This is a genomic window from Spiroplasma sp. hyd1 (assembly GCF_016082235.1).
Taxonomy (GTDB): domain Bacteria; phylum Bacillota_I; class Bacilli_A; order Mycoplasmatales; family Mycoplasmataceae; genus Spiroplasma; species Spiroplasma poulsonii.
Map to the genome: position 1 here is coordinate 1 of NZ_JXYY01000006.1, position 23,412 is coordinate 23,412.

The 23,412-nt window shown below is 28.8% G+C and carries 21 protein-coding genes and 1 pseudogene; 21 read left to right on the forward strand and 1 reads right to left on the reverse strand.

What is annotated here, in order from left to right; genetic code table 4:
* The 5 genes from TS70_RS01440 to TS70_RS01460 form a co-directional block, all read left to right on the forward strand.
* Positions 1–1,052, forward strand: a 1,052-nt coding sequence (locus TS70_RS01440; protein WP_198049198.1) for a hypothetical protein, incomplete at its 5' end; no start/stop codon positions are given.
* A 294-nt stretch (positions 1,053–1,346) separates the two neighbouring features.
* Positions 1,347–1,961, forward strand: a complete 615-nt coding sequence (locus tag TS70_RS01445; RefSeq protein WP_040093722.1) for a hypothetical protein — start codon at positions 1,347–1,349, stop codon at positions 1,959–1,961.
* Positions 1,962–2,025: 64 nt separating this feature from the next.
* Complete coding sequence (locus TS70_RS08335) at positions 2,026–4,059, forward strand: DUF2779 domain-containing protein (protein ID WP_198049199.1); 2,034 nt, start codon at positions 2,026–2,028, stop codon at positions 4,057–4,059.
* A complete protein-coding gene (gene fmt / locus TS70_RS01455; RefSeq protein ID WP_198049200.1) occupies positions 4,046–5,005 on the forward strand; it encodes a methionyl-tRNA formyltransferase in 960 nt (319 codons plus the stop codon). Before TS70_RS08335 ends, fmt begins: the two co-directional genes overlap by 14 nt.
* A gap of 2 nt (positions 5,006–5,007) precedes the next feature.
* Positions 5,008–5,547, forward strand: coding sequence for a hypothetical protein (locus TS70_RS01460; protein ID WP_040093719.1), 540 nt, complete (start codon positions 5,008–5,010; stop codon positions 5,545–5,547).
* Positions 5,548–5,565: 18 nt separating this feature from the next.
* On the opposite strand, the gene TS70_RS01465 is transcribed toward TS70_RS01460, so the two are convergent.
* A complete protein-coding gene (locus tag TS70_RS01465; RefSeq protein WP_198049201.1) occupies positions 5,566–6,027 on the reverse strand; it encodes a hypothetical protein in 462 nt (153 codons plus the stop codon).
* A gap of 250 nt (positions 6,028–6,277) precedes the next feature.
* Here TS70_RS01465 and lepA point away from each other — a divergent pair, with 250 nt between their 5' ends.
* The 16 genes and pseudogenes from lepA (at position 6,278) to scm1 (ending at position 23,319) form a co-directional block, all read left to right on the forward strand.
* On the forward strand, positions 6,278–8,080 hold the full coding sequence (lepA, locus tag TS70_RS01470; protein WP_127092649.1) for a translation elongation factor 4: 1,803 nt from the start codon (positions 6,278–6,280) through the stop codon (positions 8,078–8,080).
* A 126-nt stretch (positions 8,081–8,206) separates the two neighbouring features.
* Positions 8,207–9,042, forward strand: a protein-coding gene (locus TS70_RS01475) for an IS5 family transposase (RefSeq protein WP_105628856.1) whose coding sequence is annotated in 2 segments (ribosomal slippage) — positions 8,207–8,603 and positions 8,603–9,042 — 837 coding nt in all. Because the reading frame shifts where the segments join, the coding sequence is not laid out codon by codon here.
* Between the two features lie 290 nt (positions 9,043–9,332).
* Positions 9,333–9,629: an SWIM zinc finger family protein gene (locus TS70_RS01480; RefSeq protein WP_198049202.1), complete on the forward strand. Its 297-nt coding sequence runs from the start codon at positions 9,333–9,335 to the stop codon at positions 9,627–9,629.
* A gap of 117 nt (positions 9,630–9,746) precedes the next feature.
* Complete coding sequence (locus TS70_RS01485; protein WP_198049203.1) at positions 9,747–10,025, forward strand: hypothetical protein; 279 nt, start codon at positions 9,747–9,749, stop codon at positions 10,023–10,025.
* Positions 10,026–10,135: 110 nt separating this feature from the next.
* Positions 10,136–11,515 (forward strand): annotated as a pseudogene (locus TS70_RS08340) (SNF2 helicase associated domain-containing protein); the annotation flags it as partial.
* A 49-nt stretch (positions 11,516–11,564) separates the two neighbouring features.
* Entirely contained in the window at positions 11,565–11,774 is a 210-nt protein-coding gene (locus TS70_RS08805; protein WP_408988021.1) for an SNF2-related protein, read from the forward strand.
* On the forward strand, positions 11,734–12,396 hold the full coding sequence (locus tag TS70_RS01495) for a DEAD/DEAH box helicase (RefSeq protein WP_198049205.1): 663 nt from the start codon (positions 11,734–11,736) through the stop codon (positions 12,394–12,396). The genes TS70_RS08805 and TS70_RS01495 overlap by 41 nt, the downstream gene beginning before the upstream one ends.
* A gap of 209 nt (positions 12,397–12,605) precedes the next feature.
* Positions 12,606–13,538: a hypothetical protein gene (locus TS70_RS01500; protein ID WP_198049206.1), complete on the forward strand. Its 933-nt coding sequence runs from the start codon at positions 12,606–12,608 to the stop codon at positions 13,536–13,538.
* A gap of 134 nt (positions 13,539–13,672) precedes the next feature.
* Positions 13,673–13,993: a hypothetical protein gene (locus TS70_RS01505; protein WP_040093168.1), complete on the forward strand. Its 321-nt coding sequence runs from the start codon at positions 13,673–13,675 to the stop codon at positions 13,991–13,993.
* 96 nt (positions 13,994–14,089) lie between these two features.
* Positions 14,090–14,659 (forward strand): Holliday junction branch migration protein RuvA, encoded by a 570-nt coding sequence (gene ruvA / locus TS70_RS01510; RefSeq protein WP_198049207.1) that lies wholly within the window; start codon positions 14,090–14,092, stop codon positions 14,657–14,659.
* Positions 14,646–15,590 (forward strand): Holliday junction branch migration DNA helicase RuvB, encoded by a 945-nt coding sequence (gene ruvB / locus TS70_RS01515; RefSeq protein WP_198049208.1) that lies wholly within the window; start codon positions 14,646–14,648, stop codon positions 15,588–15,590. The genes ruvA and ruvB overlap by 14 nt, the downstream gene beginning before the upstream one ends.
* 62 nt (positions 15,591–15,652) lie before the next feature.
* The gene (locus TS70_RS01520) at positions 15,653–15,943 is read left to right on the forward strand and encodes a hypothetical protein (protein ID WP_127093044.1); all 291 of its coding nucleotides are present in this window, start codon (positions 15,653–15,655) and stop codon (positions 15,941–15,943) included.
* 68 nt (positions 15,944–16,011) lie between these two features.
* Positions 16,012–19,158, forward strand: a complete 3,147-nt coding sequence (locus TS70_RS08345) for a protein translocase SecDF, variant type (protein WP_198049209.1) — start codon at positions 16,012–16,014, stop codon at positions 19,156–19,158.
* Between the two features lie 29 nt (positions 19,159–19,187).
* Entirely contained in the window at positions 19,188–19,706 is a 519-nt protein-coding gene (locus TS70_RS01530; protein ID WP_198049210.1) for an adenine phosphoribosyltransferase, read from the forward strand.
* 46 nt (positions 19,707–19,752) lie between these two features.
* A complete protein-coding gene (locus TS70_RS01535) occupies positions 19,753–22,002 on the forward strand; it encodes a RelA/SpoT family protein (RefSeq protein ID WP_198049211.1) in 2,250 nt (749 codons plus the stop codon).
* Positions 22,003–22,092: 90 nt separating this feature from the next.
* Positions 22,093–23,319, forward strand: coding sequence for a motility-associated protein Scm1 (gene scm1 / locus TS70_RS01540; protein ID WP_040093432.1), 1,227 nt, complete (start codon positions 22,093–22,095; stop codon positions 23,317–23,319).
* The last annotated feature ends 93 nt before the right edge of the window (positions 23,320–23,412 follow it).

The following is a 23,412-nucleotide window of genomic DNA, read 5'->3' on the forward strand; positions in this document are numbered from 1 at the left end:
CTGAGGCATCACCGGATATTAATAGACAAGTTCCTAAAAAAGGAGTAAATTTATCAAGTTTAAAGGCAGTTACTGTTCCCACGGTTTTATATTCAGAATTTAAAATTAATCTAAATGATTTAAGTTATATTGATTTAGGAGAATTTTGAATTAATATAAATAAATTAAAAGACCATTTATTAGAGGTTAAGAGTAATATTCCATCACTTATTTTTGCTGGAAAAGTTGATAATAAAGTATATGATTCAGTATTATTTAATAAATATAAAGGCAAAGAGAAAGTATATGGTAATTTAACAATAGGACTAAAAGCAAATTATCGAACTGAACGGGTAATTAATTTTGGTAAAAAAACTGCAAAACGAAAAGAAAATGATGCTACTAAAGAAGAACTTGAATTTCAGCGTTTTGTATTTTTAGGTTTTTTTGGTGGTGGAAAATCAATTGAGAATCAAAAAATGAATAAAAATTTAAACTTTGTTGAATTAATCATTGATAAAAAATCTAAAGAAATATATCACAAAATTAATTATGAAAAATTAGAATATTTTAAAAAAGAAATGAGTATTGGACCAACTTTAAAAACCTTTCCTAATATATTAGAAGTAAATGAAGAAGAACAAAATAAAATTTTATATGATAACTGAGATACTAATATTTTTGAACTGAACAAAAATGAAAATTTAGAGGTTATAACAATTAATAGGCAATCTTGTTTGTCTTTAGAACATAATAGAATTCAAAGTATATTAGCTGCTCATTTCTTTAACCAAGATTATAAGGTTAAAATAGAAAAATTTAATTTTATTGATTTATATGTAGAAAATGAAAATGAAACTAAAATTTTTGAAATTAAAACTTCTGGAACTGAAATATATAAAGCGATTGGACAGATTTTAGTATATGAAAACTTTGTACTTTCTAATAATTTACAAAAATCTAAGTTTGAAAAAATAATTTTATTTGATAAAATTTACTCTTATGATTCAAAAATTTTATTGACACTTAAAAAATATAATATTGAACTAAAGGTAATTTCAGATTATATATAAAATTGTTTTATAATTAATTATTTTTTTAATTTTATTACTAGGTAAAATAATTAATTGTTAATTAAAACTACACAAGATAAGTGTAAAAATAGTTTTAAATTATATTTATTTAAATGAAGTTATTAGTGAATCATTGTATTTATTTTTGGATTTAACCATTTTTACAAAGAGATAGTTTAAAACTATTGTTAAACTAGTGACTAAAATAATATTAGAACTCACCTGGGAAAATATTTGTAAAATCCTTGGTAATAGTGCATAATATAAATAAAGTAAAAAGGAGTCTAGATAACAATGTCAAATTTTCTGGGTGGCAGTATGACAATGAATGTCATTTTAGTAGTAATTGTAGTTGCAGTTATTATTTTTGCAATTGTTTCTTCAATTATGGGACGAAAAGCGCAGCGTCTTGAACGAGAAAAGCGTAAAAAACAAGTTAAAGATAAAATTAAACAGTATATTAAAGAAACTGACAATCGTAAAAACTTACGCTTAGAATATGAAAAAGTTATTGCTCGTAAGGGGAAAGAATTTAAATATCGTGATATCTTTGATGTTATTGTTGATATTTATGAAGCAAAAACTAATTCTTTTTTAGAACAAAAAGCTTTTGAAATTGAAGGAATTTCAAAAAAAATTAGTAAAAAACAATATGAAACAACTTGAACTGTTAATCAAGAAATTGATTTAGACGATACTAAACATCGCATTGAAATTAGTGAGAAGAAAGTTAAATTAACAAAAGAGGAAAAGAAGGCAGCTAAAATTACGGCAAAACAAGAATATGAAGCTCATCGTGCGGAAATGGTCAAAAAACGTGAAGAAGAGCGCAAATTACGAAAAGCAGGACAACTACCTGTTGAGGAACGACCAAAACCGAAACCTGAGAAATTTGTCCCAAGAAAATAAGCGTAGTCTTATTTTCTTTATCTTTTAGGGAATTGGAACAAATAACGAAAGTGAAGTGCAACAAATGGATTCAGTCGTAACATTAAAAAAAGAGGATTTTAAACGCTTTAAAAAATGTTTAAAAATTGCGTGGACGTTAGCATCACGGACTAACTTAAAAACAGTCCAACAGTGAGTAACAGAACAAAAAATTTCTGTCTTTTTTGATTTACAAGATAACATTAATAGTGCCAAAATTAATGATAGTGATTTTATTGGTAGTGATGATGATGAAAGCGAAGTTGGGTCAGAATTGTTTATGCCAAACTTATATGATTTAGCGTTAGAGACTTACTGACCCGCTGATAAAGATGACACGATTAGTGATGATGTCCGCTCTTTTAGGGATGATGTTCAATCAACTATTACCAATCCAATTGATTTTTATCCCGGTGAAACAATTGCCGATGGGAACGAAGTTGGGCAACGAGCACGAGAATACTTTATGCGTGATCATAACTATTTTAATTTAGAACACTATAGTAAGAAAATCGCTTTTGCCAAAACAAAGGAAGTATTAGCTAATCCAAACTATGATGTTTATTTTGAACCATCCTTTATTTATAACAATTGTATTACGAAGTGTGATATTTTAAAAAAACTACCCGATGGAACTTATCACTTAATTGAGGTTAAAGCTTCAACGGGACGTAAATATAACAAAGATTTACAAATGTATGTTGATAAACCAGTTAAAGATGAATATGGTTATGATGTGGCGTACCAATATTGTGTTTTAACTGGCGTTGGATTAACAATTAGTCGCGTTTCTTTAATGTTATTGAATTCAGAATATCAACGTGTTGGTGATATTGATGATGATGAATTATTTATGTTTCAGGATTGATATAAATTACCAACAAAAACGTTAGCACCAGTTAGTTTATTAGAATTTTGTCAACAAATGTTAACAGGAACATTTGTGAAACGAGTTGCAAAAAATCGTTTAATTACTGATGATTTAGCATTAATTAAAAGTTATTTCGCAAAGCCAGCTGTTGAAGTTTTTCCCTTATTTACGCAAGAACAATGTTTTAATGCGAAAGGAGATCGCTATGGGTATTGTCAACACGCAACAGATTATTTACCAGAACATCACAGTGTGTTTGAATTAACCCGTGGAATGGAAAAGAAGACCTTATTAAAGTATCAAGAACATATTGATTATTTAACAGATGTTATTTTACCATTTACTTTTCAACAATCATCGCGCGAAAAAAAACCAATTTTATTTTCAGTTAAACAACAACGTCAAATTTTAGCGGTTCAAGATAATGCCCCAGTTATTGACCCAACACAAATTGAACATATTAAAGCAGTTTTAGCGAAATATCAATATCCGTTGTATATGTATGACTTTGAAACAATGAAAGCAGCGGTGCCGCGGTTTGATTATTCTTATTCGTATCAACAAATTCCGTTTCAATACTCCGTTCATATCATTAAAGATCAGTACTTTAATTATCATGATGAAGCAACGATGGAACACTATGCTTTTTTAGCTGATGGGGATGGTGATCCACGTCTACAATTAATTGAACATTTAGTAACGGATTTGTTTCGTGCCGAGGTCGGAGTATATGTTGCTTATTATAAAAGTTTTGAATGTAAAGTATTATCCGAATTAATTAATTATTTAGCAATTTTAATTAGCAAAACTACTGAGCAAACAATAATTACAACTTATCAAACATGACAACAAAAATTAGCCATTATTCGAAATAAAACAATTGACCTAATGGATTTCTTTCAAGATTTTATGATTTATAAAAAAGAATTTTATGGTTCAGCATCAATTAAAAAAACCCAACCAGCTTTTGATAACCAGTTTACATATCAAGCGTTAAAGGTGCAAAAGGGGGATATGGCAAGTGAAATCTTTCGCCGTCGAGTAGAAAATAACATTCCAAGTACAATTTGAAAAACCTTTTTTCGAGAGGAAATGTTAAAATATTGTAATCGTGATACTTTGGCAATGGTTGTCATTTACCAACATGTTATTCATTTAATGAAAAACTTATCATTAGAAAAGGGAGGCAAAGAGAATGCAAAAGTATAAAGTAATTTTTATGGGAACACCTGTTTTTGCAACAGCAGTTTTAACCGCATTAACAAAGTTAGCACCAACAATTGAATTAATTGGGATTGTAACGCAACCTGATCGCAAAATTGGTCGTAATCAAACGATTCAGTTTTCACCAGTTAAAGAATTTGGGTTAGCACATCAAATTCAAGTTTTTCAACCAGAAAAAATTAATGATCTTTACACCGAATTAGAAGCATTACAACCCGATGTGATTGTGACATGTGCTTATGGGCAGTTTATTCCGGAACGAATTTTAAAACTAGCAAAAATTAATTGTATTAATGTTCATGCTTCATTATTGCCAAAATTACGGGGTGGCGCCCCAATTCATAAAGCAATTATGTATGGTGAACAAGAAACAGGGATTACTTTAATGAAAATGATTAAAAAAATGGATGCGGGGGAAATGTATTTCCAAGAAGCCTTAACAATTGCTGCTGATGAAACCGCTTCATCATTACATGATCGCTTAATGACATTAGCAGGAGGGATGGTTGAAAAATTCTTATTAGATATTATTACTGGTCAGCAGTTAGGAACCACGCAAGATGAGAAGCAAGTAACATTTGCTTATAACATTACTCGTGATGAAGAAAAAATTAATTGGTATTTACCAAAGCAAAATATTTATGATCAAATTCGGGGATTGTATGCTTGACCAATTGCTTATACTACCGTAGATAATGTTATTTACAAAATTCATCAAGCGGTTATTGCAGAAGAACCATTAACCGAAAAAGATGTTGATTTAGTAAATGGCACCATTATTGCTGTTTTAAAAACAGGAGTTAAAGTTAAAGTTGAAGATGGATACTTATTAATTACACGGTTGCAACGCGAAGGCAAAAAAGTAACGGAAGCAAAAAATTATTATCATACTCCATCTTCAGAAATAACTTCCGGAAATATTTTTATTTAATTATGTATCGCTTAAAATCTTTAAAATATTTAGTTACAACAGCGTTAATCACGGCGTTATTAGTAACAGTTGCCTATATTTTGCAGTTTATTCGGCTTGGGAATGGCAAAGGAATATTACAGTTAGCAGATGGGTTATTTTTAGCCTTAATAACTTTGATTAAAGGACCAATGTTATTAATTAGTGGTGTGTTGTATGTTACAATTATTGATATTATTACCGATGGTTTTATTTTTATTCCAGTTTCAATTGTCATTAGAGTGTTAATATTTCTTATTACTTATTTTTTAGCACGGGTGTTAAGCCGCTATGGGGCAATCTTTTTAAGTAGTTTAATGCTATTATGATATGTTTTATATAGTTATTTATTATTTGGTTCAGCTGTTGCAATTCTTGAATTAATTAATGATGCAATTCAAGTTGCTGTTTCAACTGTTGTTGGTATTACCTTAGCTGTTGTTTTTGCTCGGGTTAACAAACATAGTACGAATAAAATTTGAGATGATGAACAATTTTGACATTATAAAAAGAGTAACCAATAGGATTACTCTTTTTGCTTGTTACATTGTTCGTGCTGATAAACTAATAATTTTTAAGGTTTCTTCAATTTTATCTTTTAGATAATTTAAATAATAATAGTTAATAACAGAGTCCCGTAACACTTGCAAGCTGTCTCCGTAGTTTGCTTCTAGTTGTTTTTCACAGTAGGCAAAGATTCGATCATTTTCTTGTCGCATATCTAGATTAACTTTAAAATGTTGACGGTATAGCTTGCGATATTCGTTTAAAGCATTACTAATGCGGTTATGGATGAATTCAGTACTTTGATCAATTACTTTCATAATTTGATAAATTAACCCTTCGTGTTGTTGTAACTTAACTTGTTTCGTATTGAATGTTTTTAAATTTTTTAGTAAGGTATAAAGCCAATCTTTTTTTGTATCAGAAATTTTCTCAATATTACTAACTAAATTTACTTCATTTATCAATTGATTGTAGTATTTTGTAAAATCACTATCCATTAGTTTTCCTCTTTTCATCGTTATAAAAAATATTGATAATAATCGATTTATTTGCCCCTTAATTTCTAACTTGCATATTATATTATATAATATTTTTTCTTAAAATTCAAGCAAGCACTTTGTCCCCTAAGGGTTCGATAATTTGGATTTATGATGAGAATTAAGGTTGAAACAACTATCTTTTTTAAAATTATGTATAATAATATCAGAGAGATAGCTGATCTTACTGTAGGAAGGATTCGGGTTTAGAATGGATAAAAAATTAATTCGCAATTTTTCAATTATTGCCCACATTGATCATGGGAAATCAACCTTAGCTGATCGCATCTTAGAATTAACAGGGACTGTTGATAAACGAGAAATGCAAGAGCAACTATTAGATTCAATGGATTTAGAGCGTGAACGGGGAATTACAATTAAGTTAAATTCAGTCCAGTTAAAATACCATGCGAAAGATAACCAAGAATATATTTTTCATTTAATTGATACGCCAGGACATGTTGATTTTACCTATGAAGTATCACGGAGCTTAGCTGCTTGTGAAGGCGCTATTTTGGTGGTTGATGCTGCACAAGGAATTGAAGCACAAACCTTAGCAAATGTTTATTTAGCAATTGATAATAATTTAGAAATTATTCCTGTTATTAATAAGATTGACTTACCATCAGCAGACCCAGAACGTGTTAAAGAAGAAATTGAAAAGTTAATTGGGATTCCAACGACTAATGCTCCATTAATTAGTGCAAAAACTGGCCTTAACATTGATCAAGTGCTAGAAGCAATTGTACAATATATTCCAGCGCCGTTAGATGCTGATGATAATAAACCGTTACAAGCTTTAATTTTTGATTCGCATTATGATAAATACCGTGGGGTAATGGTTTCAATTCGAATTAAACAAGGAACAGTCCATATTGGGGATAAGATTAAATTAATGAACACTAATGCGATTTATGAAGTAACAGAATTAGGGGTTAAAACCCCAAAGGAAGTTAAAAAAGATTTCTTAGTTGCTGGTGAAGTTGGGTGATTAGCGGCAAGTATTAAAATGGTTCGTGATGTCCGAGTAGGAGATACGATTACAACTGTTGCTAATCCGGCCGTTGAACCATTATCAGGGTATAAAAAAATGAATCCAATGGTTTTTTGTGGATTATATCCGATTGATTCAGCAAAGTACAAAGATTTAAAAGAAGCGTTAGAAAAGATTCAATTATCTGATGCATCGTTAGTATATGAACCAGAAACTTCACAAGCATTAGGTTTTGGTTTTCGTTGTGGGTTTTTAGGGTTATTACATATGGATGTGATTCAAGAACGGTTAGAACGTGAATATAACTTAGAATTAATTGCAACAGCACCATCAGTAATTTATCATGTTTATTTAACAAATAAGGAAATGATTACCATTGATAACCCAAGCGATTTACCACCCGTGCAAAAGATTGACCGGATTGAAGAACCTTTTGTTAAAGCAACAATTATGACCCCTGATCAATATATTGGTCCATTAATGGAATTATGTCAAAATAAACGGGGAACATATGTTAATTTAGAATATATTGATGATACCCGCCGAATTTTAACATATGAAATGCCACTAAATGAAATTGTTTTTGATTTTTTTGACCGCTTAAAATCAATTAGTAAGGGTTATGCTTCTTTGGATTATGAATTTATTGGTTATCGTCCAAATAAACTAGTAAAAATGGACATTTTATTAAATGGCGATGTTATTGATGCGTTATCGATTATTGTTCATCGTGATTTTGCGTATGGTCGGGGAAAAGCATTATGTGCTAAGTTAAAAGAAATTATTCCCCGTCAAAACTTTGAAGTTCCAATTCAAGCTGCCATTAATCATAAAGTTATTGCTCGCGAAGATATTAAAGCAATGCGAAAAAATGTTTTGGCAAAATGTTATGGTGGTGATATTACTCGGAAAAAGAAATTACTAGAAAAACAAAAAGAAGGAAAAAAACGAATGAAGGCAATTGGGTCAGTTGAGGTCCCACAAGAAGCTTTTATGGCCGTTTTAAAATTAGATGATTAATTGCTATTCGCAGCAATTTTTACTGTAAATTATTTTTTTAAAATTTTTCTGAAATAATAGACTTCTTGCGATACCCTTTTTTATTAAAATATTATTATAAAATATAATTTATGAGGACATAAAAATATGAACAATAATAAATTTAATACTCTTAATGATAGAGAATGGTTAAGATTAACAGGAATAAAAAAATCCACTTTTAATAAAATGTTAGATATTTTAAAAGTTGCTGAAATAGAAAAATTTAAAAAAGGTGGTAAAACTAATAAATTATCATTAGAAAATAGATTATTGATGACTTTATTATATTGACGAGAATATCAGACTTATTTTCATCTTGGTAAAAGTTTTGATATTAGTGAGGCTAATTGTTATCGTAATATTAAGTGAATTGAAGATATTTTAATTAAAAACTCTGATTTTCAACAACTTGCTGGTAAAAAAGCACTAATAAATGATTATTTTAATGATAAAACTATTATTATTGATGCTACCGAAACTCCAATCCAACGCCCAAAAAAAGACAAAAACAATCTTATTCTGGTAAAAAGAAAAAACACACGATCAAAACACAAGTAATTATCGAACAAGAAACCAAAAAAATTATTGCAACAAGTTTTTCGCTCGGAAAAAAACATGATTATGCTTTATTTAAAGAATCAAAAATCCCAATTTTAAAAAATACCAAATTAATAGTTGATAGTGGTTATCAAGGAATACAAAAAAATCACAATAATGTTCTAATACCTACAAAGAAAACAAAGAAAAACCCTTTAAACAAAGAACAAAAGCAATATAATAGACTAGTTTCAAAAATGAGAATTATTATTGAAAATATTTTTGCTATTCTTAAAAAATTTAAAATTATTACAGAAAAATATCGTAATCGAAGAAAAAGATTTGGTTTAAGATTTAATTTAATTGCCTCAATTTATAATTTACAATTATTATATTTAACATAAAATATTTATTTAAAATTAAATAATTTAAATAATAAATTAATTTTTCGTTGTGGAAAAATATTAAATTTTTAAATAAAAAACATAATTAATTAAAATTATATTTTTCTATTAGTATCTTTTTTACAAATATTTGCAATTTTTTAACAAGTAATGCAAGAAGTCTATTATTAAAAATAGATGAACAGCAAACCTCAAATAACGAAAAAGAATTAATAATTAACTGCCGCGTTGTAGCAACAAATAATAGTGATTATTATGAAGTTAATGTCGTTTTTGCGATTGTTGCTGAAATGACATTTTTAACTCGGCAAAATTGTAGTTGCATTGACTATAATTTTCAACATCAAATTTGTCAGCATATTATTGCAACTTTGTTGTTTGCTTTTTATGAGTCAAAAGAAAACGTTCAACAGTGGCGATCAGTATTTACGGCAACCAATCAGTTATTAACAACATTTGTTAATAAGAATAAACAAAATTATGAAATAAAAGAAAATGTCGTTGATTGTCAATGTAGTTTGATTATTGATGCAACCTTTCAAAAACCTGCTGTTGTGCAGTTAAAATTAGGTTATGAACATAATTAATTTTTTGAAATTAAAAACATTTATCATTTTTTAGGATTTTTAGCAAAAAATCCCCTTGACCCAGATTATTTAAAAGGTTATGAGATTTCACAAAAATTTGTTTTATATCCAACAAAAGTGGTTTTTTCACCATTTGCGGAGAAAGTAATTCGGTTTTTACAACGAGAATTTATTAATGTTTCTAGTTTTTTGCAAACCCAAAAAATGGATTTTTGTGGTGTTTCCATTACAAAAAGTTTTGGTTTTTCTGCTTATCAAACCGAACAATTTTTAATAGCCTTACAAGATGAAAGCATTAAATTAATTATTAATGACCATGAATATTCAAATATTAAGATTAGTTTTGATCAATATCAACCTAATCTAAAAGTTCAAAAAAATGATAATTTAATTTAAATTATTAACAATAAAATAACACCAATTGTCTTAACTCCAAATCAAGGCAGTTTCTTTGATTATGAACAAATTTTTTATTAGGGGCAAAAGATACCTTTTTATTAGGACCAATTTATCAGACAATGGCAATGACTAATCAGGATCAAATTACTTTTACTCCTTATCAAACTAATGCAGTTATTAAAGAAATTGTTGCTTTATTAGACTATTCTCGTGATGTTGTTAATGTTGATGAAACAATTTTAAACACCTTAGAAAAAACACCATTAATTATTGAAAGTTATTTTGATTTTAAAGGTAAAGAAATTATGTTACGACCAATTTTTCGTTATGGAACAATAACAATTGATTTGTTAAACCAAATTAATGATGATAGTAAAATTGTGTTACGTGATATTTATCAAGAACAACAATATTTAACTTTTTTAAAACAAATTGGTTTTGTTAAGAAATCTAACTATTTAATCTTGAATGACTTAAATTATGTTATTAAATTATTATCTGAGCATATCACAACCGTAGAAACACTTTCACAAATTTTTTATATTGATAATTTTAAAAATGTTCGCTTAGTTGATTTCAATGTTAATAGTTCAACGATTAATGTTAATCAAAAAAATAATTGGTTAGAATTTAATTTTCAAGTCGCAGATATTGATTATCATAATTTAAGTAAAATTTTAGGGGCTATTAATAAGGGCAATAAATACCACCAATTAACAAATGGGGGAATTATTGATCTCCAAGAACAAACATTACAAAAATTTGCGTCCTTAATTAATCAGTTTGATTTTCAAGAAGAGCAATTTGCAACAGGTAAATTGCAGTTACCAAAATATTATGCCTTAACAATTTACAACAATTTAGATTTATGATCAGAATTTAATTGTACTTTTAATTTTGATTTTGACCATTTAATTACTAAAATTAAAAATTTAAAAGAAAATAAATTTAGTGTTCCAACAACATTAGAATCAGTAATGTGTGACTTTCAAAAGAAAGGTTATTTTTGATTAAAAACCCTTGCTTCATTGGGCTTTGGTGGGATTTTAGCTGATGAGATGGGATTAGGAAAAACATTACAAACAATTAGTTTTATTTTAAAAGAATATGAGTTAAATCCAAATATGGCTCCCGTTTTAATTATTGTTCCAGCTTCATTAATTTATAATTGAAAAAATGAAATTAATCAGTTTGCCCCCGTTTTAAAGACATTGGTAATTGATGGTGAACGTAAAACAAGAGAACTATTATTTTCAAAAATAAATGACGTGCAAGTTATTATCACTTCTTATCCATTACTTCGCCGTGATATTAGTTATTATCACCAATTTCAATTTCAATATTGTTTTTTAGATGAAGCACAACATATTAAAAATCCACAATCAATTAATGCTAAAATAGTTGGAACTTTAAATATTGCAACTCGTTTTGCTTTGACAGGAACACCAATTGAAAATAATTTAACTGAATTATGATCAATTTTTAACTTTATTTTACCAGGGTTTTTATTTCAACATCATTATTTTCAAAAACGATATGAAATTCCAGTTATTAGAGAACAGAATAAAGCAATTAAAAAAGAATTACTCCAAAAATATTGCACCATTTATTTTACGGCGTTTAAAAAAAGATGTAATGAGTGAATTACCACCAAAAATTGAACATAAAATCTTAGTAGAGATGACTGACCGGCAAAAGAAAATCTATGCTGCTTTTGCTACTGCAGCACGCACGCGAAGAGATTAATAAAATTTTAAGAGCTGACCAATATCAACAAAATCGTTTAAAAATTTTTGCAACATTAACTAAACTAAGACAAATTTGTTGTGATCCTAGTATTTTAGATGAAAAATACCAAAATGAAAGTGCCAAATTAGATGCATTACGAGACATTTTTGCTGATTTAGCCGGTAGTGGTCATAAAATTTTAATTTTTTCACAATTTACAACTGTTTTAAAACGAATTGAGACAATTGTGCAAAAATTAAATTTAAAATACTTATATTTAGATGGCAAAACACGGTCAGAAAGTCGGGCAATGATGACCCAAAAATTTAACGAAGATAAGACAATTAGTGTTTTTCTAATTTCCTTAAAAGCAGGAGGGGTTGGTTTGAATTTAACGGCAGCTGATGTTGTAATTCATTTTGACCCTTGGTGAAATCCTTCAATTGAAAATCAAGCAACCGATCGTGCTCATCGGATTGGTCAACAAAGTACTGTGCAAGTAATTAAGTTAATTGCGAAAGGAACAGCAATTCAAAATGATAAACAAGCAGTAATTGAAGCAATCTTAAATAATAATTTAGAAAATTCTAATTTTACGAAATTTTCCGAAACAGAATTACGAGATATTTTAGAATTATAAAAGATAATATATCTTTTATATATATTGGTGTTCAAATATATTTTCATAGATTTTAGATTATTTTAATGAGATAGTTTATCAAACTATCTCATTTTTTATGGTCATTTTGAGAATAAGAGAAGGAATAATGTTTTTATTAAAAATATGATATAATTATAATAAATTTAAAATATAATTCAATATTTGGGCAAAAAGAAGGTATAAAAAATATGCAAAACGATATTCGTTATATATATGATGAAATGTGCGATAAGTGTAAAGTAACTTTTAAAAAAAATATTTTAGCAATTCGAAATGATCGCACAAAAGATGTTAATAATTTAGCACTATTTTTTTGCGAAGTAAATCCAAATACTGAAATCCAAGATGATCATGGCGTAATGCCAATTGCCTTAATTAATTGTGTTAATAATAAATATGCTTTTTTTTGAAAAACTAATTTATTAGATCATAAAGGAAATCCAAAGATTCCAATTATTGATCATACCGTTGAATTATCACAAGAGACAATTAATAAAATCCCTTTACGTAGTCGCCCTTCAACAACAAGCCTTCCTAGTGAGAACCCTGTAGTTCCTAATGAAGAACCAGTTAATGTTCCAGCACCGGTTGCCTCATCATTTATTCCATTTGAGCAACAGAACAATATCCCAAATAATGGATTAGAGTACAACGAAACAGAACAATCATTTTCAGCTGAAATTGAAACACCAAATGATGATAATGGTAATGATAATAAAGATTGTAATAATTTAATTGTTGCAACTGAACCAGCAGGGGGTGAAACTGTTGCTTTAGTTAAACAAATGCAAAAAAATCAAATGATGACAATGCGAAAAATGGTTCATGTAATTAATCAAAAATTCCAATGAAAAATTTGAACATTAATTATTGTGTTAGTGCTTTCATTAACAGGATTTGGGATTGGGGCTTGACAACTATATCGTCATTTCAGCAACGGAGCAACAAGTACTGGTGATGGTAATATTGGTAATCGCGTTAATATTACCTTATTAGATGGGGATTTAAGCCGCCAAGTTATTACAATTGAGGATCGCAATAGTCCTGGTGATTTGTATAGTGCTTTATTAACATTAGAAGTTGGTTCAAAAAATGATGGTAAGTTAGAACCGCAATTTTAGAAGCAATTAAAGATCCTAACACAACAATAAGTTTTAATTCTGATCGTTTTCAAGAAGACCGAGAAGCTTATGCAGCCACAATTGTTATTAATGCTGATAAAGCATCAGGCTTTTATGGAATTACTAATATTGCTGTGCAAGCAAAATCAAAACGAATTGATATTAATCGTTTATCAAAAAATTTAAGAGGAACAGAAATCGCAATTAATAGTGATAATTCACGAGAAATTTTAAGAGCCGTTTTAGCAAATGCTACCATTACTGGACAATTATCTGCAGCACAGAACAAATTATTAAAAGATGCTCAAGATTTAGCAAATCGTTTGCTATTACGAATTGATGGCAGTGTTAGTAAGGGTGGACCAGCAACAGATATTGATTTAATAGTTACAAGTAATGGTTCTAAGGATTATAAAAATACAGCAATCTTTAACTTAACAGTAAAATGATCATAATTAACAAAATATTAAAACTCATTTATTATGAGTTTTAATATTTTAAGAAAGGATTTTTCTTATTAATAAAGTTAATTTAACATAGGAGATGATAATATGTATGATTTTATCTGTGGCACTATTTATCAATTTAATGATAATGTCCTTTGCTTAGAACAAAATAATTATGGATATGAAATTTATTTAGTTACAAACAAAAGAATTAGTTTTAAAAAGGCTGCTCAAATTAAAATGTATACTTTTTTAAAATATGATAATGATGCTTGTTTTCAATGATTTGGGTTTTTAGATTTAGCAACGAAGAAAATTTTTGGTGATTTATTAACGATTCCAACAATTGGTGTCAAAACGGCAGTTAAAGTATTACAACAAATTAGTGTTGAAAATTTATTAATGTTTGTGCAACAAAATAATATTGCTGAAATCGAGAAATTACAAGGATTAAAAACCCATAGTGTTCGGCTATTATTACAAACTTTACAAAAGATTTATTTTAAAAAAAATTATAATAATCTTCAAAATAAAGTAATTAGTTGTTTAAAAGAATTGGGTTATTCGTTGGTGGTTATTTATTCTGCAATTAATAGTGTTAACCCAGTTCCGACTAAACTTGATCAATATTTAAAAATAGTTTTATTTAAAATTAGTCAGATTGACACCGTTTAATTTTCGTCCGGTTGATTTGGAAAGTTATATTGGTCAAGCAAATATTAAAATGAATTTAAAAATCATGTTAGCAGCTAGTCAAAAGCAGCAACAACCATTAAAACATATGTTATTTGTTGGTAATAGTGGAATTGGAAAAACTAGTTTAGCCCATTTAATTAAAACTTTGTTACAGCAAAAACTATTACTTTTACATGGCCCAAATTTACAAAAACCAAGTGATTTAATTAGTTGCCTAATGCAAGTAAAAGCATTTAATTTAGTTTTCATTGATGAAATTCATGCAATTAGTCGTGAAGTTGGAGAAATTTTATATCCTGTTTTAGATGATAATTGTTTAAATTTACTATTGGGAAAAAACTATAATACAAAACATGTTGTTTTACCGTTGCCATTTTTTACCTTGTTAGCAGCAACGACATTACTATATCAAGTACCACAGCCATTATTAAATCGTTTTTCAACAGTTTTTCATTTTAATGAATACACTAATGATGATATGCAACAAATTTTAAATAACTTGTTCTTAAAAGTAGAAATAAAATTATCATTAAAAGAATTAACTTTTTTAGCCAGCTATAGTCGTAATAATCCGCGCACAGCGGTAAAATTATTTCATCGAATTTATGACTATTTCTTAGCTACCCCACAACCAGTAAGTTTAAATTTTTTACAAGAAATTTTAACTAATTTGCAGATTTATCAAGATGGTTTAGAATGAGGGGAGGTAAATTACTTAAAACAAATTTATCTTCTCTTTCAAACCCAACCAGTTGGGTTAAATACCTTAAGCCAAGTTTTATCTGAACCATTATTAACAGTCACAAATAATTTTGAACCATTTTTGTTAAAAAAAGGTTACTTATTAAAAACATCTCGTGGTCGAGTTTTGACAAATAAAGCAGTAGAATTTTTAAAAAATATTACATAATTTACTTAATTTTTTTGAGAAGTCGGTTATAATAATAATTGGAACTAAGGTAAGGTGTAAAAATGAGCCACAATCATAAAAAGGAACAAGAACAAATTATCAATTATGCCTGGAAAATGATTAGTTTAAAAGCAGTTGATTTAAAATTATCTAATCCAAATATTACAGAACAAGATGTTGCCGATTATTTAATAAAAATAATTTTAGTCGATAAGGCAATTGTTGATGTTAGTGAAATAGCTTATTATATTTTTAATATCAAGATTAATCGGATGATTGAATTTCTGAATAATCAAAAAATTACTGCGACTGATTTATCCTTAGAAGATTTTAAAGATATGTTTATTAAATAATAAAATTAAACAATGAATAGTGTACAATTTATAGAGAAAAGTTTTAAAATAGAACAGTGGTGTAAAACGTGAAGAAAAACGAACAAGTGAAAGCAATTAAAGAACCAAAAAACAAAAAGGCAATTAGTAAGTTAATTATTCGAATTGGAACTTTGTTAGTTTTAATTGTCGCAATGATTATTGGTGCTTATTTTTCAGCTGATAGTTTTCGTTATTCATATAAAACTGGAATTGCTTATTCGGGTGGATATCAAGTTCAAGTTAATGTATTAGATAAAAGTGATCCTAATTTTTCACCAGATACTCCAAATGGGGATAGTAAAAAAGGATTAGATTTATTACGTAATAAATTAGATCCATTATCAAATCAAAATTTGTATTTACAAACATTAGGTCGTAATGCTGTTGAAGTTGTTGTTGGAAAAAATATGTTTAAATCTTATAATGCCTTGAGTAAAACAATTCAACGTTTAGGAGCAATTTACTTAACAAATGGTAAAGGACAAGACTTACTAGTTAGTGATAATAATGGCACAAAAGAGCGAACACCGTTAAGTGATGTTATTTCAGGTTCAACAACAGGGGTTGATCAAAATCGTCGTCCAAGTATTACATTAAAAATTAAAGATCAAACAAAATGAGATAGTATTATTAATGGTTTAAAACCATCACAAGGTGGGGGTCAATCAGAACCGTTGTATATTTGAACGGATATTGGTCAATTTATTGATGATTTACGACATGATACTGATAATATTCAAACAATTGCAACTGTTTTTAATGCTGAAATTCGTAGTAAAGTGTCAGCGGGTGATTGAAGTAATATTTATCAAATTTTTAATGTTGAATATTATGATGCCGGAACTTCACAACTTCGTACTGGTAATTTATTAGATTTAGCATTAAGTTACCCAATTTCACAAGTTCGTACTTGAATGGAAGATTTGCGTTTTCGTTTTACCTCTGTCCCAACGGATAGATTATTAATTGATCCAAATGATAAAACAGCAACAACAAATCAATTTATTGATCCGTTACGCCCATATTTACAAACAATTATTGAGTATAATACTGCGTTAACAGATTTATACAAAGAACATATTATTAATTGAAATTCAATTAAACTGGGAACAGGTGCTGCTGAGAATTCAAATCAAATTACAACTTCAACGGAAACAGAAGCTCGCCAAATTAGTAATTTAATTAATGGGGGACTAAGTGGTTTAGAATTTGTTATTCGTGGTTATCGCGAAATTCCGCCTGTTGTTTCAGCTAATGTTTTTAAAATTTCGTTAATTATTTTAGGAGTATTAGTATTAGCAATTTTCATTGTTCTATTAGTTTATTATCGTTTATTTGCTTTTATCGCAATTTTAACATTATTATTTACAATAATTGCAATATTATATTTTTCTTCACTCTTGAAAGTACAAATTTCGCCAGAAAGTATTGCGGCATTATTGATTGCTTTTGGTTTAGCACTTGAAGGAAACTTGTTATTCTTTTCACGGTATAAACGTGAGCGGTATGAAAATCAAATTCCCTTTGAACCAGCAATGAAAATTGCCAATAAACAAACAATAGCAGTCTTCATTGACGCATTAGTTGTTTTAATTATTTTGGGATTATCACTGTTCTGACAAGGAACAAATAATATTAAATCATTTGCTACAATTTTATTGGTGGGATTAATTATTTCCGTAGTAATGGTGTTTGCTGTTGCGCGTTTAATGTATTGAATTGTTATTAAGTTACGTTGACAAGAAAAACACCCTTGATTAGATGTTTCGCGTTTTTCAATAGGAAAACTATTTACGAAAAAAAGAGTTGTAACAACAACAGCATCAGAAGCATTAGTAGCTAGCGCTCAGTTACAAACAATAACAACGAATGAACCTGTGATGGCAGACGGTGATAATGGCAGGATTGCACCAGCCAAAAAAGGAAAACAACATAAAATCGGAAAATGAACATTTTATAATATTACAAAATGAACCCCAATCGTTGGAATTATTTTGTTAATCGTTGCCTTAGCAATTGCTTTTGCTGGAAAAGCAAATGTTGCTAATTCAATTAAGTCAGGGATTAATTTTACGATTAATCAAGATTTATGAGGAACTGATGACGATGAAACAGCAATTACAAAGTTATCAACGCAATTAGAAAGTATTCGTAATACAGCCCGTTATAACTTTAGTTATAATATTTATGTTCTTAAGAAACAAGAAAGTGGTGCTAATAACCGCATCTTAGTTGTTAGTACAAATATTACAAAAGGAACTTTTGAGCGAGAATTATTAACAGCCATTGCATCATTTTATAATGCAACCCCCGATGATCCTTCATTAGCATTGCAACAAACTGATCCTGTTATGGAAGGATATATTTTAAAAATTGCGGCAATTAGTATTGGAATTGGATTAGCATGTATCTTTGTTTATACTTTATTCCGGTTAGATTGAGCGCAATTTGTGGGAATGGTTTTAGCTAGTTTATTTACGCTAGTTACAACTATTGTGATTGCAATTATTACCCAATTATTAATTACATTTGAAATGTCAATCGCATTCTTAGCAATTTTTGGTTTTGTGATTGCCTTTACAACAATGGTAATGGTTCGTGTAAAACAAAATAAAAAGGCGATTAATATTCGTGAATATGAAACATTCTTTACATATATGTCAGAACATCGTTTCCAAATTAAGCGTTTACGTCGCGCACATAAAGTTTATTATCAAGAAGAATTAAAGAAATTAGCAATAAAACACCCGGAACTAAAATTACGAGAAATTAAAAAACAATATCATGACCAGTTAAAACGAACACAATTAGTGGCAAAAGATATTAAAAGCAAAAATCATAAAGTGATTCGTGAAGTTCGGAAAGACTTTAGAGTTTATAATTATGAACATAACTTTTTGCAAAAAGTTGCTAATATTACAATTAAACAAATGTTACAACATTGTTTAACATTGGGAATTATGTTTACAATTTTATTAATTACCTTAGCTGCTTTTTCGGGATCATGGTTTGGCTTTAATATTGTGATTTTAATTGGGTTAATTGTTGGAATGTTTGCAACCTTATTTGTTGGAATTCCAATTTGAGTGGTGTTAGAAAAATATCGGGCTTTAAATAAAATCCGTGTTAAAAATTATTTAGATTCACAACGAGTTGAAATTGATGAACAAATTGTAATTGGTATTAATAATTAATCATTAACCAAGAAAGGGATTTTGCAAAAATGGAACTAAAAAACTTTATTGTTGATATTCCTAATTATCCAGAACCAGGAGTTATTTTTCGCGATATTACCCCAATTTTAAATAATCCATCTGCTTTTAAAATGGTTGTTGATCAGTTAGCAGCGTATGCAATTGCTCAACAAGCAACGGTGATTATTGCTCCAGAAGCACGGGGATTCTTATTTGGACCAGCAGTTAGTTATGTGACGAACCTTCGTTTTGTTCCGGTTCGAAAACCAGGAAAATTACCACGGCAAGTTATTAGTGCAAAGTATAGTTATGAATATGCAACTAATCAGTTAGAAATGCATGTCGAAGATTTAAAACCACATGATCGTGTTTTAATTGTTGATGATGTTTTAGCAACGGGCGGAACAGCACAAGCAATTTGTGAACTTGTTAAAAAACAACAAGCAATGATTGTTGGTTTAGCATTCGTGGTGGACTTAACATATTTAAATGGTAAAAAGGATTTAACCGCATATCCAATTAAAACCCTGATTGAATATTCGGCCTAATCGGTATATAATTAATAAATAGTACAAAGAAAAGGGGTTGTTTATAATGGATCGGGATATTAAATACGAAGAGGTCTTAGCCCAAATTAAGTTGTACATCAAAGATGTGACAACGTTAAAAGAAATTCACAAAGCATATGAATATGCAGAAGAAAAACATCAAGGCCAAGTTCGTAATAGTGGAATTCCCTATATTAATCATCCATTATGAACAACCTTTTTTTTAGCCCAATGACGAATGGGACCTAAAACATTAATTGCCGGTTTACTGCATGATGTGTTAGAAGATACGCCCGCTACGTTTGAAGAATTACAAGAACGGTTTGGGATTGAAATCGCTAATTTAGTTGAAGGTGTAACAAAAGTTAGTTATTTTGCGAAAGAAAATCGAACTCAACTTAAAGCACAATATTTACGGAAATTATATTTATCAATGGCGAAAGATATTCGTGTTATTATTATTAAATTAGCCGATCGGTTACATAATTTAAAAACAATTGGTTATTTAAAACCAGAACGCCAACAAATTATTGCCCGAGAAAGTTTAGAAATTTATTCGGCAATTGCTCATCGGTTAGGGATGAAGGCGGTTAAACAAGAAATTGAAGATATTAGTTTTAAAATTATTAATCCTGTTCAATATAATAAAATTGTTTCGTTGTTAGAATCAAGTAATAAAGAACGCGAAAATGCAATTAATCAAAAAATTGAAGAATTAAAACAAGTCTTAATTATTGAAAAAGAAATGGCGGTCAAAGTATATGGCCGTAGTAAATCAATTTATTCAATTTATCGAAAAATGAATCAATTTGGTAAAAACTTTGATGATATTCATGATATTCTAGCAGTCCGCATTATTACAAATAGTGTTGATGAATGTTATAAAGTATTAGGCTTTGTGCACCAACATTATACGCCACTCAATAATCGTTTTAAAGATTATATTGCAACACCAAAACATAATTTATACCAATCATTACATACCACAATTGCAGCTGATGATGGTATTATTTTTGAAGTGCAAATTCGAACTGAAGAAATGGATGAGTTAGCAGAACAAGGAGTTGCAGCGCACTGACGATATAAAGAAGGTGAAAATTATGATATTGCTAAAAAACAAAAAGATATTGATGATCGCTTAGATATTTTTAAACGAATTTTAGACTTAGAAAATATTTCAGTGCAAGAACGAGATGAAATTCAACAAGAAGTTTATAAACCTGATCATTTAATGGAAGAGATTATTCAAAATGATATTTTTTCGTCGTTAATTTATGTTTTAACGCCAAACGGAAAAGTAGTAACCTTGCCATTTGGTTCAACCGTCCTTGATTTTGCCTATAAAATTCATTCTGAAATTGGCGAAAAAACAATTGGGGCAAAAATCAATGGTTTATTTTCACCAATTTCAACAGTTTTAAAATCAGGTGATGTTGTTGATATTAAAACAGCAGCAACGCAAAAACCAAATCATTCGTGGTTAGTGGTTGCTAAAACATCATCAGCATTACAAAAAATTAAAAAATATTTAAAAAAAGAATTAGCAGAAGCAACTAATGATACAAAATCAATTAATCTGGAAAAAATCAAGCAAACAAAAGGACAAATTGAAGAGTATATTGCAAAAAAAGATTTAAAATGAAAATTAGTTGATTCAGAAACACAACTAGAACGATTACATGCAATTAACTATAATAATATTGAAGATTTTTTATTAGATGTTGCTAATGATGAATACACCGTAGTAGAAGCAATTAATTTAATTTACTTAGATCGCGAAACAAGTCAGAATGAAAAAATTCTGAAAAAATTACAAGATAAACAATATAAAAAAGCACAATTAAAAGATGATATTATTGTGCAAGGAATTTCAAGTATTAAAGTTGTGATTTCACAATGTTGTTTACCATTACCATATGAAGAAATTACCGGATATGTTTCAAAAGCAGAAGGAATTAAAGTTCATTTGAAAACTTGCCGTAATTTACAAAGTAGTGATAAACAAGAACGTCAAGTGGAAGTTAGTTGAAATGAAGCGGTTTGTAAAAATAAGCAGTATGATTGTGCAATTCGAATTGAAGCAATTGACCGTCCCGCTTTGTTAGTTGATGTCACAAAAGTATTAAGTCATTTAAACGCTTCAGTGCAAATGATGACAGCTAATATTTCAAGTGATTTAATGAATATTACTATTAAAACAATTATTAAAATTAGTAACGCTGATCGGTTCCAACAAATTCGCTCGTCATTATTGGCAATTCCCGATATTAAAATTGTTGAGCGAGTTATGATGTAACAATAAGATTAGAAAATGAATTAATATATATTGTTATTGGTTTTCTTGGTATAATAAAAGTACTTAAGAGAATAGAAAATGGAGGCAGCTATGACAATAAAGTCTTGACTAAAATTTAGTAGCATATGATTTTTAGCAGGAATTGTAATTATTATGGCCGGAGCAGTTGTTCCAACTTTAAACCAACAAGTAGATGCGTTAAAAGAAGAAATTATTAAATCATTAAGTGTTAATGGTTTGACACCCAATCCGTTAGAAAGTTTACAAGGTGATAGTGCTTATAATATTTTAAATTTTTTATTATCATATGGATCATTTCAAGCAATTTTTAGTTTAAATGGTTTTAGTCTTTTTAAATTTTGAGTAATTGATTTATATATTTTTGTTCCTATTTTAAGTTTGTTTGCTGTTGGGATAGCAATTTTTGTTGTTGTTTTACTAACAAACGTAACCGCTGCGCATTGAAGATGAAATATTCGCTTATTAGTTGGAAAGATTTTATCAACAGGGGGCGGTATTCTGTTATATCTTGCCTTATTTTTAGGGTTATTTTTAGTTGCAATTACGGACAGTTCAAATTTTGTTAATGGCCAAGAAAAATATTGATATAATTTAACGAACGGTGGTTTAGTGACATGAACTAATAATGTTCAGTACCAACCAAATGTTTTTTCCGTGTTAGGGATAAATATTAATCAAACTGGTTTAGATAACTTTTTTGGCCAAGCACCAGGAGTTTTACAAGTTGGCGCAGTTTTTCTTATCTTTATTGCCCCAATTGCGGTTGTAATTTTAACGGTTGGATTAGGAATTCGAATTGCAATTGAATTATTGTTACCATCATCATCGGGTCATCGTGGTGGCATTGGTGCAAGTTTTAGCACTTGGTTAGGATATATAAATATTTCTTCTCGTCGTGAATTACGCCAACGGTTAGGAAGCAACATTGGAATGATTTTATTAATGATTGGTTTTCTAATCGTAATGATTTTCCCAGCCTTTACTTCAACAACTCGCTATGTAACAGCCAATTGAGTTATTTTAGCAATTGCGATTGTGTTAATGATTGTTAGTTTTATTCCCCTTTATTTTATGTTCTTTTGTTTAGCACGGTTGCAAGAATTTTCTTATAACTTATTAATGTTTGTGCAAATGTTGACATGATTAGTAATTGGTTTAATTTGACAAATTTTAATGTGAACTGAATTTAAACAATATTTCCAATATCCAGCGGTCGTACCAGTTATTATGATTTTCTTCTTTATTAACATCTTATTAAGTTCATTTTATTTACTACTTCGTGGTTATCGAAAATAATAATTGGCTTTTAACTTCTTTGAAATAAAGAAGTTTTTTTGTTTTGGTATGCTATAATTCTATTGATTAATTATTAAAAAGAAGGGAAAGTTA